Source organism: Streptomyces sp. NPDC052012 (assembly GCF_040689265.1).
Lineage (GTDB): Bacteria > Actinomycetota > Actinomycetes > Streptomycetales > Streptomycetaceae > Streptomyces.
The window spans coordinates 1-16,450 of sequence record NZ_JBFAXA010000005.1; the positions used below are offsets into that span (position 1 = coordinate 1).

The 16,450-nt window shown below is 72.3% G+C and carries 12 protein-coding genes; 8 read left to right on the top strand and 4 right to left on the bottom strand.

What is annotated here, in order from left to right:
* From AB0412_RS11570 to AB0412_RS11585, 4 genes are all read left to right on the top strand, one after another.
* The coding region (locus AB0412_RS11570) for an alpha-glucosidase C-terminal domain-containing protein (RefSeq protein ID WP_366402339.1) at positions 1-389 on the top strand (389 nt) is incomplete at its 5' end.
* Between the two features lie 28 nt (positions 390-417).
* On the top strand, positions 418-1,776 hold the full coding sequence (locus AB0412_RS11575; protein ID WP_366402340.1) for a maltokinase: 1,359 nt from the start codon (positions 418-420) through the stop codon (positions 1,774-1,776).
* Positions 1,777-1,780: 4 nt separating this feature from the next.
* Positions 1,781-4,006: a 1,4-alpha-glucan branching enzyme gene (gene glgB, locus AB0412_RS11580; protein ID WP_366402341.1), complete on the top strand. Its 2,226-nt coding sequence runs from the start codon at positions 1,781-1,783 to the stop codon at positions 4,004-4,006.
* 112 nt (positions 4,007-4,118) lie between these two features.
* Positions 4,119-5,207, top strand: a complete 1,089-nt coding sequence (locus AB0412_RS11585; RefSeq protein WP_366402342.1) for a glutamate--cysteine ligase — start codon at positions 4,119-4,121, stop codon at positions 5,205-5,207.
* Positions 5,208-5,295: 88 nt separating this feature from the next.
* On the opposite strand, the gene AB0412_RS11590 is transcribed toward AB0412_RS11585, so the two are convergent.
* Positions 5,296-5,529 (bottom strand): DUF6480 family protein, encoded by a 234-nt coding sequence (locus tag AB0412_RS11590; protein WP_366402343.1) that lies wholly within the window; start codon positions 5,527-5,529, stop codon positions 5,296-5,298.
* Positions 5,530-5,682: 153 nt separating this feature from the next.
* On the opposite strand from AB0412_RS11590, the gene AB0412_RS11595 reads away from it, so the two are divergent.
* Entirely contained in the window at positions 5,683-7,581 is a 1,899-nt protein-coding gene (locus AB0412_RS11595) for an AMP-dependent synthetase/ligase (RefSeq protein ID WP_366402344.1), read from the top strand.
* Between the two features lie 185 nt (positions 7,582-7,766).
* Here the strand turns inward: AB0412_RS11595 and AB0412_RS11600 are convergent, their stop codons facing one another.
* On the bottom strand, positions 7,767-8,066 hold the full coding sequence (locus AB0412_RS11600) for a hypothetical protein (protein WP_366402690.1): 300 nt from the start codon (positions 8,064-8,066) through the stop codon (positions 7,767-7,769).
* A 68-nt stretch (positions 8,067-8,134) separates the two neighbouring features.
* On the opposite strand from AB0412_RS11600, the gene AB0412_RS11605 reads away from it, so the two are divergent.
* Positions 8,135-8,569, top strand: a complete 435-nt coding sequence (locus tag AB0412_RS11605; protein WP_366402345.1) for an ATP-binding protein — start codon at positions 8,135-8,137, stop codon at positions 8,567-8,569.
* A gap of 28 nt (positions 8,570-8,597) precedes the next feature.
* On the opposite strand, the gene AB0412_RS11610 is transcribed toward AB0412_RS11605, so the two are convergent.
* Both AB0412_RS11610 and AB0412_RS11615 read right to left on the bottom strand, forming a co-directional pair.
* The gene (locus AB0412_RS11610; protein WP_366402346.1) at positions 8,598-9,083 is read right to left on the bottom strand and encodes an ATP-binding protein; all 486 of its coding nucleotides are present in this window, start codon (positions 9,081-9,083) and stop codon (positions 8,598-8,600) included.
* Positions 9,084-9,134: 51 nt separating this feature from the next.
* Positions 9,135-9,506 carry a PRC-barrel domain containing protein gene (locus tag AB0412_RS11615; protein WP_366402347.1) on the bottom strand — a complete coding sequence of 124 codons (372 nt, stop codon included), beginning with the start codon at positions 9,504-9,506 and terminating at the stop codon, positions 9,135-9,137.
* A 441-nt stretch (positions 9,507-9,947) separates the two neighbouring features.
* Between AB0412_RS11615 and AB0412_RS11620 the strand changes: the two genes are divergently transcribed.
* Both AB0412_RS11620 and AB0412_RS11625 read left to right on the top strand, forming a co-directional pair.
* Positions 9,948-13,949 (top strand): HAMP domain-containing protein, encoded by a 4,002-nt coding sequence (locus AB0412_RS11620; RefSeq protein ID WP_366402348.1) that lies wholly within the window; start codon positions 9,948-9,950, stop codon positions 13,947-13,949.
* A gap of 85 nt (positions 13,950-14,034) precedes the next feature.
* Complete coding sequence (locus AB0412_RS11625; RefSeq protein ID WP_366402349.1) at positions 14,035-16,446, top strand: SpoIIE family protein phosphatase; 2,412 nt, start codon at positions 14,035-14,037, stop codon at positions 16,444-16,446.
* Positions 16,447-16,450 lie beyond the last annotated feature (4 nt).

The window sequence follows — 16,450 nt, forward strand, 5'->3', positions numbered from 1 at the left end:
ACGGCTACCAGGTCACCAACGTCGAGGCGTCCATGGCCTCGCCGTCCTCGCTGCTGCACTGGACCCGCCGGATGATCGAGATCCGCAAGCAGAACCCGGCCTTCGGCCTCGGTTCCTACACCGAACTGCCCTCGTCGAACCCCGCGGTGCTGGCCTTCCTGCGGGAGTACGAGGACGACCTGGTGCTCTGCGTGAACAACTTCTCCCGCTTCTCCCAGCCGACCGAGCTCGACCTGCGCGAGTTCGACGGACGCCACCCGGTCGAGCTGTTCGGCGGTGTCCGCTTCCCGGCCATCGGCGAACTGCCGTATCTGCTGACCCTCGGGGGCCACGGCTTCTACTGGTTCCGGCTCACACGAGTCGCATCCCGCATCGGCCGACGACTGTGAGCGTGTGCCGGCGAGAGGAGGCGTCACCATGACGAAGACCGCATTCCTGCGCCCGCGGAGCGCGCCCGCCGAGCCCCTGGAGTCGCTCGCCGGGCTGCTGCGCGAGTGGCTGCCGCGGCAGCGCTGGTTCGCCGGCAAGGACCGGCCCGTCACCGACCTGAGCGTGCTGTCGATGACGGAGCTGTTCCCGGGCTGTCTGCATGTGCTGGTCCACGCCGGTCACGGAGGCGTCCCCGCTCCCGGGGGCACTCCCCCGGCCGGCGACTGCTACCAGCTGCTGCTCGGTGTGCGGGAGCATCCCTCGCCGCGCCTCGGCCGGGCCCTGATCGGCAGGGTGCAGGACGGCCCGCTGGCCGGCCGGACGGTCTACGACGCCCTGCACGACCCGCGGTCGGCCCAGCTGCTCCTGGAGCGGCTGCGGCGCCCCGGCACCGCGGGCCCCCTGCGCTTCGAGTGCGACAGCGCCCAGCCGCTGCCCGCCGGTCTCGTGCCGCGCCTGCTGGACGCCGAGCAGTCCAACTCCTCGCTGGTGTACGGCGACGAGTACATCCTTAAGGTGTTCCGGCGCATCCAGCCCGGGGTCAATCCGGATCTGGAGGTGCCGGGCGCGCTGGCCCGCCAGGGCTGCCACCGGGTCCCCGCGCCGGTCGCGTGGTTCCGCACCACGCACCCCTTCAAGGCGACGCTCGGCGTGCTCCAGCCGTATCTGCGCGACGCCTCCGACGGCTGGACCCTCGCCCTCGGCGCGCTGGCCGCAGGCGACGACTTCACCGCGCAGGCGCACGCCCTCGGACGGGCCACGGCGGACGTCCACCTGGCGCTGGCCTCCGCGTTCCCCGTCGGCGGGCCCGGTGAGAACGGGCGGACGGCCGCGGCGATGACCGAGCGGCTGACGGCCGCCGCGCACAGCGTTCCGGCGCTCCAGCCCTTCGTGCCGGGGCTGCGAGCCGCGTTCGCCGCCCTCACCACCTGCGATCCCGGGCCGCCCGCCCAGCGCATCCACGGCGACCTGCACCTCGGGCAGGTGCTGCGGGCCGGGCGCGAGTGGTTCGTCATCGACTTCGAGGGGGAGCCGTCCCGGCCGCTCTCCGAACGGCGCAGCGCCCACTCCCCCGTGCGGGACATCGCCGGGATGCTGCGCTCCTTCGACTACGCCGCCCGGCAGCGCCGCCCCTGGCGCCCCGAGTGGGCGTGCCGCTGCCGTGAGGCCTACTGCGCGGGCTACGCGTCCCGCGCCGGCTGGGACCCCCGCAAGAAGCACGGTCTGCTCCGCGCGTACGAGACGGACCGTGCCGTGTACGAGGTGCTGTACGAGGCCCGGCACCGACCCGACTGGCTGCCCGTACCCATGGCGGCGATCGAGCGCCTCGCCGTGAGAGGAGACTGAAGCCGTGGCCCTGCGTGACACGCCCCTGCCCGGATCCGCCGGGCCCGTCCCGTCCGCCCCCGTCGCGGATGGGACAGCCGCCCCCGCCCTCGACGCCACCGACCGGGGGCGCCTGCTGGCCGGCGCCCACCACGACCCGCACGCCCTGCTCGGCGCCCACCCCGTCCCGGGCGGGATCGCCTTCCGGGCGCTGCGTCCCTTCGCGCGGGAGGTGAGCGTGGTCGTCGATGGCGCGCGCACCCCGCTCGTCTCGGAGGGCGACGGGCTGTTCAGCGGTGTCCTGCCGCTGGACGCGATCCCCGACTACACCCTGGCGGTGGCCTACGGCGACGACGAGGCGGTGGAGGTCCACGACCCCTACCGGTTCCTGCCGGCGCTCGGCGAGTTCGACCTGCACCTGATCCGCGAGGGCCGGCACGAGGAGCTGTGGACGGCCCTCGGCGCCCACCCCATGACCCATCAGGGCGTCACCGGCACCCGCTTCACGGTGTGGGCGCCCAACGCGCAGGGCGTGCGGGTCGCCGCCGACTTCACCTACTGGGACGGCACCGCGTTCCCGATGCGCTCGCTGGGCTCCTCCGGCGTGTGGGAGCTCTTCCTGCCGGGCGTCGGCGAGGGCACCCGCTACAAGTTCGAGATCCACTCGCGCTACGGCCACCGTTTCCTCAAGGCCGACCCGATGGCCCGCCGCGCGGAGGAGCCGCCGAACACCGCGTCGATCGTGACGGCCTCGCACCACGAGTGGGGTGACCAGGAGTGGATGGAGCGCCGGGGCGCGACGCCGGTGCACGAGGCGCCGTTCTCGGTGTACGAGGTCCATCTGCCCTCCTGGCGGCCGGGGCTGACGTACCGGGAGCTCGCCGAGGTGCTGCCGGCCTACGTCAAGGACCTCGGCTTCACCCACGTCGAGCTGATGCCCGTCGCCGAGCACCCCTTCGGCCCGTCGTGGGGCTACCAGGTCACCGGCTTCTACGCGCCCACCGCGCGGCTCGGCACGCCCGACGACTTCAAGTACCTGGTCGACGCGCTGCACCGGGCCGGCATCGGCGTGATCATGGACTGGGTGCCGGCGCACTTCCCGAAGGACGACTGGGCGCTGGCCCGCTTCGACGGTGACCCGCTGTACGAGCCCGGGGACTCCCGGCGCGCGGAGCACCCGGACTGGGGCACGTACACCTTCGACTTCGGCCGCACCGAGGTGCGCAACTTCCTGGTGGCGAACGCCGTGTACTGGTGCCAGGAGTTCCACATCGACGGGCTGCGGGTGGACGCGGTGGCCTCCATGCTCTACCTCGACTACTCGCGCGAGGACGGGCAGTGGGAGCCCAACGCCTACGGCGGCCGGGAGGACCTGGCGGCGATGGCGTTCCTGCAGGAGATGAACGCGACCGTGTACCGGCGCTGCCCCGGCGTGGTGACGATCGCGGAGGAGTCCACCGCGTGGGGCGGGGTGACCCGGCCCACCGACACCGGCGGTCTGGGCTTCGGCTTCAAGTGGAACATGGGCTGGATGCACGACTCCCTGGAGTACGTCGCGAAGGAGCCGGTGCACCGCAAGTACCACCACCACGAGATGACGTTCTCGATGGTGTACGCCTACAGCGAGAACTACGTGCTGCCCATCTCGCACGACGAGGTGGTGCACGGCAAGCAGGCGCTGGTGTCGAAGATGCCGGGCGACTGGTGGCAGCGGCGCGCCAACGTCCGCGCCTACCTGGGCTTCATGTGGGCCCACCCGGGCAAGCAACTCCTCTTCATGGGCCAGGAGTTCGCGCAGGGAGCCGAGTGGTCCGAGAAACAGGGGCCCGAGTGGTGGCTGCTGGAGGACGGCTACCACTCGGCGGGTGACCACCGCGGGGTGCAGGACCTGGTGCGCGAGCTCAACGCCCGCTACCACGCGACGCCGGCGCTGTGGCAGCGCGACACCGACCCCACCGGCTTCCGCTGGGTCGCGGTGGACGCCGCCGAGGACAACGTCTTCGCGTTCCTGCGGTACGACACCGAGGGCCGGCCGCTGCTCGCGGTGTCGAACTTCTCCCCCGTCGTCCGGCACGACTACCCGCTCGGCGTCGGGGACGAGGTGATCGCCTGGCAGGAGATCCTCAACACGGACGCCGCCCGCTACGGCGGCAGCGACGTCACCAATCCGGAACCGGTCAAACCCGAGGACGGCTGTATGCGGATCACGCTGCCGCCGCTGGCCACGGTGTGGCTGACGCCGGTCGCCTGAGTGACATTCCTGTGGCGGCGCCAGGTGTCCCGCGCCGGGAGCGGGGCATTCGGGGCGTACGGCCGAGGACCCCTCGGCGTCGTCGCGGCAGGTCACGAAAGGGCGGCATCAGGTGCGCACCGTCGGAGTGGAGGAGGAGCTCCTCCTGGTCGATCCGGAGACGGGTGAGCCGCGGGCACTGTCCGCGGCGGTACTCGCCCGGGTCGCCGGCAAGGACGCGGGACAGGACGTCTTCGAGAAGGAACTCCACGAGCAGATGCTGGAGTTCGCCACCCATCCGCAGTCGTCGATGGAGAGCCTGCACGCGGAGATCGTCCGCTGCCGCAAGGAGGCCGCCGGGCACGCCGAGGAGATCGGCTGCACGGTCGCCGCGCTGGCCACCTCCCCGCTGCCGGTCAGCCCGGCCATCGGCATGAACCGGCGCTACCAGTGGATGGAGAAGCAGTACGGCATCGCCACCCGGGAGCAGCTCGTCCTGGGCTGCCACGTGCATGTCTCGGTCGAGTCCGACGAGGAGGGCGTCGGGGTGGTGGACCGGCTGCGGCCCTGGCTGTCGCCGCTGGCGGCGCTCAGCGCGAACTCACCGTTCTGGCAGGGCAAGGACTCCGGGTACAGCAGTTACCGCAGCCGGGTGTGGCAGCGCTGGCCGTCGGCGGGCCCGACGGAGATCTTCGGCTCGGCCGAGCGGTATCACCGGCGTGTCGCGGACATGGTGGCCACCGGCGCCATCCTGGACGAGGCGATGGTCTACTTCGACGCGCGGCTGTCCGAGCGGTATCCCACGGTGGAGATCCGGGTGTCGGACGTCTGCCTGCACGCGGAGACGGCGGGGTTGATCGCCACGCTCGCCCGGGGGCTGGTGGAGACGGCCGCCCGTGAGTGGCGGGCGGGCCGGGAGGCGGCCGACCACAGTGTGAGCCTGCTGCGGCTGGCGGCCTGGCAGGCGGCCCGCGCGGGTCTGACGGGCGACCTGCTGCACCCGGAGACGATGCGGCCCATGCCGGCGGAGGCGGTGCTGCGGGACCTGCTCGACCATGTCGCCGAGGCGCTGGACGCCCACGGGGACCTGGAGCGGGCCAGGGAGGGCTGCGCCCGGCTGCTGCGTGAGGGCAACGGGGCGCAGGTGCAGCGGGAGCTGATGGAGCGCACGGGCAGCCTGCGGGACGTCGTCACGGAGTGCGTGCGGCACACACAGCGCTGAGGCGTCCTCGGACCGTCCGGGACGTCACGGGGTCGTCATGGGGTCGTCACGGGTCGTCGGCCTCACACGATCAGGACGAGGGCGTGGGTCACAGGATCAGGACGAGGGCGTAGGCCAGGAAGAACGCCGCGATCAGCACGACGAGGAGCAGGATCACGGTCAGGGGTCCCTTGGACCAGCCCTTGGGGGGATTGTGGGTCTCCCGGGGGCCCGCCTCGGGCAGGCTGCTCTCCGCGGGCGGGGTCTCGCCCGGGGGGACGCCGCCGCCCGGTTCTAGGCCGGTGCTGCGTTCCGGTTCTGGGTCGGGATTGATGTGGCTCATATCGTCCGGGTCCCCAGAAGCCGGCGAGATCATCAGTGCGGCCACACTTCCTGTGATCCCGGCCCCGTGGCGCTTCGGCTCGGCTACATTCAGGCACCGCCGATGACGCTACTCGTCGGCCGAGTCACACCCCGTACACGTCAGGAGCAGTGCATGCGCGACCTCGCTCTCGCTCCCCCGTCCGCTCCGCCCCTGACCGGCGGTCTCGCCGACAGCCTCTTCGAGACGGCCGCGGCGAACCCCACCCTGCCGATGCTGGCCCGCCACCCCGACCCGGCCTCCGCCATCTGGGAGGAGGTCACCGCCGTGGAGTTCCGTGACGAGGTCGTCGACCTGGCCAAGGGGCTGATCGCGTCCGGGATCTCGCCGGGCGCGCGGGTCGCCGTCATGGCCCGCACCCGGTACGAGTGGACCGTCCTGTGCTACGCGCTGTGGACGGTGGGCGCCGAGGTCGTCCCGATCTATCCGACCTCCTCGCGCGAGCAGGTGGAGTGGATCCTCCGGGACGCCGGGTGTGTGGCGGTGATGGTCGAGGACGAGCAGGGCGTGATGACCGTCGGCTCGGTGTGCGCCTCCCTGCCGTCGCTGCGGCACGTCTGGCAGCTGGACGCGGGCGCGCTGCAACACCTGGTGGGGCGGGGCGAGTTCATTCCGCTGCCGACGGTGGACTCGATGCGCCGGATCGTCCTGCCGGACTCCACGGCCGTCGTCGCGTACACCTCCGGGTCCTCCGGCCAGGCGCTGGGCTGCGCTCTGAGCCACCGGGGGCTGGCCACGGTCTGCGACACGCTGCTGGCGGGCTGGGGGCACACCGTGGCGGCGCCGGGCGAGCAGGGCGCCGTCCTCGCCTTCCTGCCGTTCTCCCATGTGTACGGGCTGATGATCCAGTGTCTGTGCGTGCGCGGCGGGCTGCTGATGGGGCACGAGCCGGACATGAGCGCCGAGTCGCTGTCCTCGGCGCTGCGGACGTTCCGGCCCACGTATCTGTACGCCGTCCCGTCGCTGCTGGAGAAGATCTACAAGAACTTCCTGCGTGCCTCGCAGCAGGCGGGCCGCGGCGCCCTGTTCGAGCGCGCGGCCGACACGGCACGCGACTTCGCCGCCGCCGTGGAACGGCAGCGACTGGGCCGGGGCCCGGGTCCGGGCTTCGATCTGCGGCTGCAGCACGCGCTGTACGAGCGGACCGTCTACCGCAGACTGCGCGCCACGCTGGGCGGCCGGGTGCGCCGGGCCACGTCCGGGGGCTCCACCCTCAGCCGCGATCTGTCCCTCTTCTACGAGGGCATCGGCATCTACGTGCACGACGGCTACGGGCTGACCGAGACCAGCGGCGGGCTGACGATGCAGCCGTTCGGCCGGGAGAAGTCGGGCACCGTGGGGCAGGTGCTGCCGGGCATGGAGATCCGGCTGGCCGACGACGGCGAGATCATGGTGCGCGGTCCGTCGGTGTTCCAGGGCTACGTCGGCGACGAGGCCGCCACCCGGGCGGCGCTGCGCGACGGCTGGCTGGCCACGGGCGACCTGGGCGAGCTGGACGCGGAGGGCTATCTCACCATCACCGGCCGCAAGAAGGACATCATCATCACCAGCAGCGGCAAGAGCGTCGCGCCGGCCGCGCTGGAGCAGCGGCTGCGGATGCATCCGCTGGTCCACCAGGCCGTGGTCGTGGGTGACGACCGGCCCTGTGTGGGCGCTCTGATCACCCTGGACCCGGAGTTCCTGACGCACTGGCGTGCGGCGCTGTCCCTGCCCGGTGACGCGCCGACCCGCGAGGCACGGGAGGAGAACGCGCTGCGGGAGGAGGTCGCACGGGCGGTCGCCGCGGCCAACAGCAGCGTGTCGCGCTCGGAGTCGATCCGGGTGTTCCGGGTGCTGCCGGAGCCCTTCGACGTGACCAACGGGCTGCTGACGCCGTCGATGAAACTGCGCCGGGACGAGATCGTGCGGCGCTACGCGCTGGAGATCGACGCGATGTACCAGTCACGTTCCCGCCGCAGGCCGGCCGCCGAGGAGCCGCAGGGCTGGGACGATCCGGACAACGTCTTCCGCTGACCGGGCGGCCTCCTCCCGCCGGCCGGCGGTCCCTGCTGCCGGGCAGACCCTGAGGGGCCGCCCGGACACCGGGGGAGACCGCCGGGGGCGCCGTACGCACCGGGCGCCCTCGACGAACGGCGCGCCCGGTGTCAGGTGTTTCACCGAGTCCCGGCAACTCGGCGCCCGCACGGGGGACTTCGGGGTCAGCGGCGCCGTCCCCGGGCCGCCCAGCCGCCGCCGACGCCCGCGACGTGCAGGGCCAGGGCGAGCAGGCCGAGCAGCATGACGTTCGTCGAGGAGAAGACGTCGTTGGTCGAGATGTCCGCGGCGTTGATCAGGAACGCTATGAAAACAGCACCGCCGCTGCGATGGCCGCCATGGGCCCTCCATTCCGTGAAGTGATCGCCGTTCCCCGGGAGACCCGGGTGCGTTGCAAGGCGTCTGCCCCCGTTCTCCGGACACAGACCGGCGCGTAGGCTGCGCCAGCACGGGAACTCACGCACCGAGGAGACACGAGGGACAAGCGAAGGGACGATCGCCCCGCGTTTCACACCGGGGCCGGGAAGGCGAGATGGCAACCGAGCCGCATGAGGACAGGACACTGGCTGCCGAAGAGATCACGAGCCGCGTCGCGAGCTTCCCGGGGGAGCTGCACGACGTGACCGACGCACGCCTGGTCGCGGAGGAGTTCCTCTTCGACCTGGCCCGCGTGGCGGCGCCGACGGCCCCGGAACACTGGGACGACATACTGCTGGTGGTGACGGAACTGGCGGCCAACGCGGTGCAGTACGCGCCGGGGCCCTTCCAGCTGCGCCTGCGCAGAACGTTCGACGGTGTGCACGTGGTGATGCACGACACCAGCACGGTCGAGCCGGCTCCGCGGCCCTTCCATCCGAGCCGCGGCGGGGGCGGTATCGGCTGGCATCTGATCCACACCCTGGGCGATCAGGTCAGCGTCGTCCGCAACGACGCCGGCAAGGACATCCACGTGTTCCTGCCCTGGTGACGGACGGCGGGCGCGGCGCGGGGCGCCGTCAGTGCTCCTCGGCGGCCGGCGCGGGCGCGTCGCGCAACGGCACCAGTGCGGCGATCGTCTTGCCCCCTCCGGGGCGCCTGCGGGCCTCGGTCTCCCGCGCCAGCCTGCTCACCAGGGGCCAGCCGTAACCGCTGCCGTGATGCGTGCGCGGCAGGTCGGCGCCGCCCAGGGCCGCCTCGGGAATGACGTCGCTGTGGTCGTGCACGGCGATCCGCACGCCGTCCCGGGTGGTCAGGACGTCGAAACCGGCCAGCCCGCCGCCGTGCCGGATGGCGTTGGTGACGAGTTCGGAGACGACGAGCGACAGGTCGATCATGTCCCGGGGGTGCGGGGTGCGCCCCTCGGACGCCCGGTGCGCGCGTACGGTCGTTTCGGCGTGCGCCCGCGCGGCCGCCGCGGTGGTCACCCGGGCGCCGCCCGGCACCCACGCGTCGCGCGGCCCGCCGCCGGCCCGCAGCGGAGCCGTTCCGTCGGTCAGATGCATGTCATCGGTGTCCCTGGGTCTCTGGTAAGGGGCACGGGCGCGGCCCTGCCCTCATCCGGCGCGCGTCTCGTGCGGCGGCAACCCGTGATAATAGGCGCCGACCTCCGTGAGATACGCGGGGTCCATGGTCTCGCTGTCGGTGCGGAACCGGGGCGCCGCCTTCACCTCCGCCCTGGTGCAGGTCAGCGTCACCTTCCGGTCCGCGGTGTCGATGCCCGTGACCACGCCCACCGGCACCAGCATGCTCCGGCCGAACACCCAGACGCCGGTGTCGACGACCAGGTGGCGCATGCCGTGGTGGTCCGCCTGCCGGTCCACGTGGCCCACGGTCCCGTCGCTCGCGACGACGGTGTACCCCGTGAGGTCCTGCTGCTGTGCGGGACCCAGTTCCGGCGCGTACGACCAGATGCTGTCGATGGGCACGCTGCTCCTTGCCTCCCCGGTGAGTGACGGACCGCCGGAGCCGGCGAGGTCGGTGGGCGGCCCGTCCGGCTCCACATCAGCAGATACCCGGCCGCGGCGGGGGCATTCGGTGGGCCGGGCGGCGAAAATCCGCACCGGCGCGCCGCTGGACATGCCGCTCGGGCCGCCCCGCGGCGCGGCCTGCCCGCGATGGCGAACCCACCCGACTACCCCGGATTCATCGGTCCATTCCCGGCTGTTCCGAGACGCCCGCGGATGCGGGTCCCGGCCTGTCGGCGCGCTTTGTTCCGCGCTGTGCACGTGCGTTACGCTGCGGCGGATTTCTCATCATGCGCCTCCGTGAACAGCGGAAACGCGCAAGTGCCGGTCAGGCAGCAGGCCGGGGGGTTGGTTCCGAGTTCTCGACGCCGGGAACTCCTGGGGAGCGGAACGAGGGTGCTCATGGCGGGCAGCGGCGCTGACGGGATCGACGTCCTCCCGAGAGATCAGGAGCTGATGCGGCTTCTGACCGGGCTGACGGCCGTACGGGACGGGGACTTCGGCACGCGGCTGCCGGACGACGCCGACGGTCTCATGGGGGACATCGCCAAGGTCTTCAACGGCATGGTGGACCAGTTGTCGGTCTTCACCTCCGAGGTCACACGGGTGGCACGGGAGGTCGGCACCGAGGGGACGCTGGGCGGCCAGGCGAAGGTGCCGGGGGTCTCGGGCACCTGGGCCGACCTGACGGACTCGGTCAACGCCATGGCGGGCAATCTGACGACACAGGTGCGCTCGATCGCCCAGGTGACCACCGCCGTCGCCAAGGGCGATCTGTCTCAGAAGATCACCGTGGACGCGCGCGGCGAGATCCTCGAGCTGAAGAACACCATCAACACGATGGTCGACCAGCTCTCCGCCTTCGCCGACGAGGTCACCCGCGTCGCCCGCGAGGTCGGCACCGAAGGCCGCCTCGGCGGCCAGGCCGAGGTGGAGGGCGTCTCGGGCACCTGGCGGGACCTCACCGACTCGGTCAACTTCATGGCGGGCAATCTCACCGGCCAGGTCCGCAACATCGCGCTGGTGGCGACCGCGGTGGCCAAGGGCGATCTGTCTCAGAAGATCACCGTGGACGCGCGCGGCGAGATCCTCGAGCTGAAGAACACCATCAACACGATGGTCGACCAGCTCTCCGCCTTCGCCGACGAGGTCACCCGCGTCGCCCGCGAGGTCGGCACCGAAGGACGCCTCGGCGGCCAGGCCCAGGTACGGGGCGTGTCGGGTACCTGGCGGGATCTGACGTACAACGTCAACGTGATGGCGTCCAACCTCACCGGCCAGGTCCGCTCGATCGCCCAGGTCGCCGCGGCGGTGGCGCGCGGTGATCTGTCGCAGCGGATCACCGTGGAGGCGGCCGGTGAGGTGGCGGCGCTGGCCGAGGTCATCAACACCATGGTCGACACACTGTCCGCGTTCGCCGACGAGGTGACCCGCGTGGCCCGCGAGGTCGGCACCGAAGGACGGCTCGGCGGCCAGGCGCACGTGCCGAACGTCGCCGGGACGTGGAAGGACCTCACCGACAACGTCAACTCGATGGCCAACAACCTCACCGGCCAGGTGCGCAACATCGCGCTGGTGACCACGGCCGTGGCCCGGGGTGACCTGTCCAAGAAGATCGACGTCGACGCGCGCGGCGAGATCCTGGAGCTGAAGACGACCATCAACACGATGGTCGACCAGCTCTCCGCCTTCGCCGACGAGGTCACCCGCGTCGCCCGCGAGGTCGGCACCGAAGGCCGCCTCGGCGGGCAGGCCGAGGTGGAGGGCGTCTCGGGCACCTGGAAGCGGCTGACGGAGAACGTCAACGAGCTGGCCGGGAACCTGACCCGGCAGGTGCGGGCGATCGCCGAGGTGACCAGCGCGGTGGCGGAGGGCGATCTGACCCGCTCCATCAACGTGGAGGCGTCCGGGGAGGTCGCCGAGCTCAAGGACAACATCAACGCGATGGTGCAGTCCCTGCGCGAGACCACCCGGGCCAACCAGGAGCAGGACTGGCTCAAGACCAATCTGGCCCGGATCTCCGGCCTGATGCAGGGGCACCGCGAACTGCCCGTGGTCGCCGAGCTGATCATGGACGAGCTGGTGCCGCTGGTGTCGGCGCAGTACGGCGCGTTCTATCTCGCGGAGGACGACGGCGAGGGCCCCGCGCTGCGGCTCGTCGGCTCCTACGGCTCCCCGGACGACGACGGCCGGCCCACCCGCATCCCGTTCGGCAGGACGCTCGTCGGCCAGGCCGCGCGCAGCCGCCGCGTCATCACGGTCGACGAGCTGCCGCCGGACTACGTGACGATCTCCTCCGGGCTCGGCCAGGTCGTGCCGACCGCGCTGATGCTGCTGCCCATCGTGGTGGAGGGCCAGGTCCTCGGGGTCATCGAGCTGGCGTCGGTCACGCCGTTCACGCAGATCCACCGGGACTTCCTGACCCAGCTGATGGAGACCATCGGCGTCAACGTCAACACCATCGTCGCCAACGCCCGGACCGACGAGCTGCTCACCGAGTCGCAGCGGCTCACCGCCGAGCTCCAGGAACGCTCCGCGGAGCTGCAGACCCAGCAGGAGGAGCTCCAGCGGTCCAACGCCGAGCTGGAGGAGAAGGCGTCGCTGCTGGTGGCGCAGAACCGGGACATCGAGGCGAAGAACCTGCAGATCGAGCAGGCCCGGCAGGAACTGGAGGCGCGGGCCCAGCAGTTGTCGCTGGCCTCGAAGTACAAGTCGGAGTTCCTGGCCAACATGAGCCACGAGCTGCGCACCCCGCTCAACAGCCTGCTGATCCTGGCCCAGCTGCTCGCCCAGAACCCCTCGCGCAACCTCACCCCGAAGCAGGTGGAGTACGCGCAGATCATCCACTCCGCCGGCTCGGACCTGCTGCAGCTGATCAACGACATCCTCGATCTGTCGAAGGTCGAGGCCGGGAAGATGGACGTCAGCCCCGAGCGGGTGGCGCTGCGCCGGCTGATCGAGTACGTGGAGGCCACCTTCCGGCCGATGACGATGCAGAAGAGCCTGGACTTCACGGTGACCACCGCGCCGGGCGCCCCGGCGGACCTGCTCACCGACGACTCCCGGCTGCGGCAGGTGCTGCGCAACCTGCTGTCCAACGCGGTGAAGTTCACCGAACGGGGCGGTGTGGAGCTGCTGATCGAACCGGCGGCGGACGACGAGGTGCCCGGCAGTGTGGTGCGCGGGGGCGCCGTGGTGGCGTTCCGGGTGAAGGACACCGGCATCGGCATCCCGGAGCAGCACCTGGAGACGATCTTCGGCGCGTTCCAGCAGGCCGACGGCACCACCAGCCGCAAGTACGGCGGCACGGGGCTCGGCCTGTCGATCACCCGGGAGATCGCCCATCTGCTCGGCGGCGCGGTCACGGTGGACAGCACCCCGGGGCACGGCAGCACCTTCACGCTCTATCTGCCGGTGAGCCGGCCCGACTACGACGAGCCGTCCGGACCCGCCCGGGCCACCGAGGGCCAGGAGACGCAGGAGGCCCCCGCGGTGCCGTACCGGCCGTCGCCGGCGATCGCCGGCGGATCCGGCGCCCGGTCGCGTCCGCGGCGGCTGCTGGTCGTGGAGGAGCGGCCGAGGGGTCTGCTGACGCTGGTCGCGGAGAGTGTGGTCCAGGACGTCGCGCACGGGCGGGGTGACGGCACGCCACGGCCGGCGGTCGACATCATCACCGCTGTCGGCGCCCAGGAGGCGGCCGGTGCGCTGGCGGCCGAGCCGTGCCACTGCGTGGTGCTGGAGCTGGGCATGGCCGAGGGCGAGGCCACCCGGTTCCTGGACGCGCTGCGCGGCGACTCGGCGCTGGCGAGCGTGCCCGTGCTGGTGCACAGCGGTCACCGCGCGGACGCGGCGCTGGAGGAGGACCTGCGGTCCCGTGCCGGGGACACGCCGCTGGAGTTCCTGGCCGGCCTCGACGACCTGCGCGAGCGCATCGCGCTGCACCTGTCCGCCGAGGAGCCGGGCGACGTGCTGTCCCTGGTGCGCCCGGAGGAGCCGCAACGGCCGCTTCCGCCGGCCCTCGACGAGGCGTCCGCCGGCCGTACGGTCCTCGTCGTCGACGACGACGCGCGCAACCTGTTCGCGCTGAGCGGCATCCTGGAGCTGTACGGCTTCCGCGTGCTGCACGCGGAGAACGGCCGCAAGGGCATCGACACGCTGCTGGCCCACCCGGAGGTGGCGCTGGTGCTGATGGACGTGATGATGCCGGAGATGGACGGCTACGCCGCCACCGCCGAGATCCGTACCATGCCCCAGTACGCCGAGCTGCCGATCATCGCCGTCACGGCGAAGGCCATGCCGGGCGACCGCGAGAAGAGCCTCGCGGCGGGCGCCAGCGACTACGTCACCAAACCGGTCGACGCCCAGGACCTGATCACCCGCGTGCGCCACTGGCTCCCCGCATGAGCCGCCCGGACACGCCGCCCGCGCGCCGCGAACGCCCCGCACACCGGCCCTTCGCGGGCTCTCCTCGCCGGGGGGTGCGCGCGTCATGAGTGCCGTCGAGCAGCCGGGCGGGCCGGGGGCCGGCCTGGACGAGGCCGTGGGTCCGGCGGGGCCTGCCGGGGCGGGGGCCGGGTCGCCCGTGGGGCGGCTGGCGGCCACCGTGGAGCGGCTCAGCCGGGAGGTGCGGGCCGCGCAGGCCGAGGCCGAGGGGCGCGCCCTGATCGAGCTCGCCAAGGGCATCCTGGTGGAGCGCCTGCAGTGCGGGCCCGCGCAGGCCGCCCGTCAGCTCGACGAGCTGGCCGAGCAGGCCGGCACGAGCCGGCTGGAGTTCGCGGTCGAGGTCATCAACCAGGCCGCCCGGGACCGTATGTCCGAGGTGACCGACGCCTTCCTCAGTGCCACCCGGGCGACCGACGAGGCGGAGGCCGATTCCGTCGCCGTACGGCTGCGCGCGGCCGAGAGCAGGGCGCTGGCGGCGGACGACACCCAGGCGGTGGCCGAGTCGCTGCTCGAGCAGGCGCTGCGCCCGCTGGGTGCGGTGGCCGTGGCCGTCTGGGCAGCGGGCGCCGACGGTTCCCTGACGCTCGCGGGCAGCGCCGGTTTCTCCCCGGCGGAGGCGGCCCGCTGGCACTACGTACCGCCGGACGTGGCCACCGTCGCCCGGTGCGGTCTCACCGAACGCGACGGGCTGTGGATCGCGTCACTGGCCGAGACGGGACTGCCGAGCGTCGGCCGGCACCACCACCCGGCCGGCGGCCGGGCGGCCGTGCCCGCCGGAACGGGGGGACGGGTGCACGGCGTGCTGGAGATCGCCTGGCCCGCACCGCTGCCCCCGCAACCGCCGCAGATCGTCCGTCAGATCGAGGCGCTGGCGGAGCTGTGCGGCCACACCCTGGAGACGTACGCGGCACCCGGCGGACCGTCCGCGGAGCCCGGCATGCTGCCGGACGCGGCGGAGCTGATGGACCTGGCCGACGGGCTGTACGATCCCGCGCTGGTCCTCGGCCCCCACCTGGACGCCGACGGGAACCTGGTGGACTTCCGCATCCAGCACGTCAACGACCGCTTCCTGGATCCGGCGGGCCGCCCGCGCGCCATGGTCAGCGGTGCCCTGCTGCTGGAGGCGTACCCGATGGCGGCCGGCGAGAGCGAGCTGTTCCAGCGCATCGAGCGGGTCTACGCCACCGGCGAGCCGTTCCGGGCGCGGCGGATGCATCTCACCGCGCTGGTCGACCAGGTGCCGCTGTCGGCGGTGGCCGACATCAGTGTCAGCCGGCACGGATCGGGCATCCTGTTCATCTGGCGCATCGAGGACGAGACGGCACGGCTGGCGAGTCTGCTGCAGCACGCCCAGCGGCTGGGCCGTATCGGGGGATTCGAGGAGAATCTGCTCACCGGTGAGATCACCTGGAACGGCCAGCTGTTCGACCTCTACGGCCGCCCCCAGTCGTCCGGCCCGGTGCCGCTGGAGGAACTGCCCGCGCACGCCCACCCGGACGACGCCGTCGCCATCAGCCGGTTCCTGCGGACGCTGCTGCACCATCGCCGGTCCGCCTCCGCGGCGTTCCGGCTGCAACGGCCCGACGGTGTGACGCGGCACATCCGGGTGGTCGCCGAGCCGGTGCTGGACACCGACGGCGGACTGCACACCGTCCGCGGCGCCTACCAGGACGTCTCGGCCCAGCACTGGACCGAGGTGGCACTGGCCGCCACCCGCGACCAGCTCGCGCACACCGAGCAGCACGCCAGTGAACGCGACCGGCTGGCCCTGCAGTTGCAGCGCGCCATCATGCCGCCCACGCAGGCCCCGCTGCGGATGCCCGCCCTCGACGTGGCCGTGCGCTACCGGCCCGCGGAGGCCGAGCAGCTGGTGGGCGGCGACTGGTACGACGCCGTGGTGCTGCCGTCGGGGCTGGTCCTGCTGTGCGTTGGCGACGTGGCCGGCCACGGCATAGAGGCGGCCACCAGCATGGTCGTGCTGCGCAACGCGCTGCGCGGTCTGGCCGTCACCGGCGCGGGCCCGGGGCAGTTGCTGGCGTGGCTGAACATGGTGGCGCACCATCTGACGGGCGCGGTCACCGCCACGGCGGTCTGCGGCCTGTACGACCCGGACTCGCGCACGCTGCGATGGGCCCGGGCCGGTCATCTGCCGCCGGTGCTCGTCCGCGGCACCGAGGCCGCCCCGCTGCCGCTGGTGCGCGGTCTGCTGCTCGGTGCCGTGCCGGAGGCGGGCTACGAGGAGGCGGAGGTGCAACTGGCCGCACAGGACACCCTGTTGATGTACACGGACGGCCTGGTGGAACGGCGCGACCGTTCTGTGGAGGAGTCCCTGACGCAGCTTCTGACCACCGTCGGCACGGCGCCGCACACCCTGGACCAGCAACTGGACCGCCTGCTCACCCACAGCAGGTCCGACACGGACGACGACACCTGCATCGTCGGCATCCGCGTCGGATGAAACC

Excerpts from the sequence above, each read along its gene's own strand:
- AB0412_RS11575 (WP_366402340.1), top strand. The coding sequence starts at position 418 with ATGACGAAGACCGCATTCCTGCGCCCGCGGAGCGCGCCCGCCGAGCCC.
- AB0412_RS11590 (WP_366402343.1), bottom strand. The coding sequence starts at position 5,529 with ATGAGCCACATCAATCCCGACCCAGAACCGGAACGCAGCACCGGCCTA.
- AB0412_RS11595 (WP_366402344.1), top strand. The coding sequence starts at position 5,683 with ATGCGCGACCTCGCTCTCGCTCCCCCGTCCGCTCCGCCCCTGACCGGC.
- AB0412_RS11605 (WP_366402345.1), top strand. The coding sequence starts at position 8,135 with ATGGCAACCGAGCCGCATGAGGACAGGACACTGGCTGCCGAAGAGATC.
- AB0412_RS11610 (WP_366402346.1), bottom strand. The coding sequence starts at position 9,083 with ATGCATCTGACCGACGGAACGGCTCCGCTGCGGGCCGGCGGCGGGCCG.
- AB0412_RS11620 (WP_366402348.1), top strand. The coding sequence starts at position 9,948 with ATGGCGGGCAGCGGCGCTGACGGGATCGACGTCCTCCCGAGAGATCAG.
- AB0412_RS11625 (WP_366402349.1), top strand. The coding sequence starts at position 14,035 with ATGAGTGCCGTCGAGCAGCCGGGCGGGCCGGGGGCCGGCCTGGACGAG.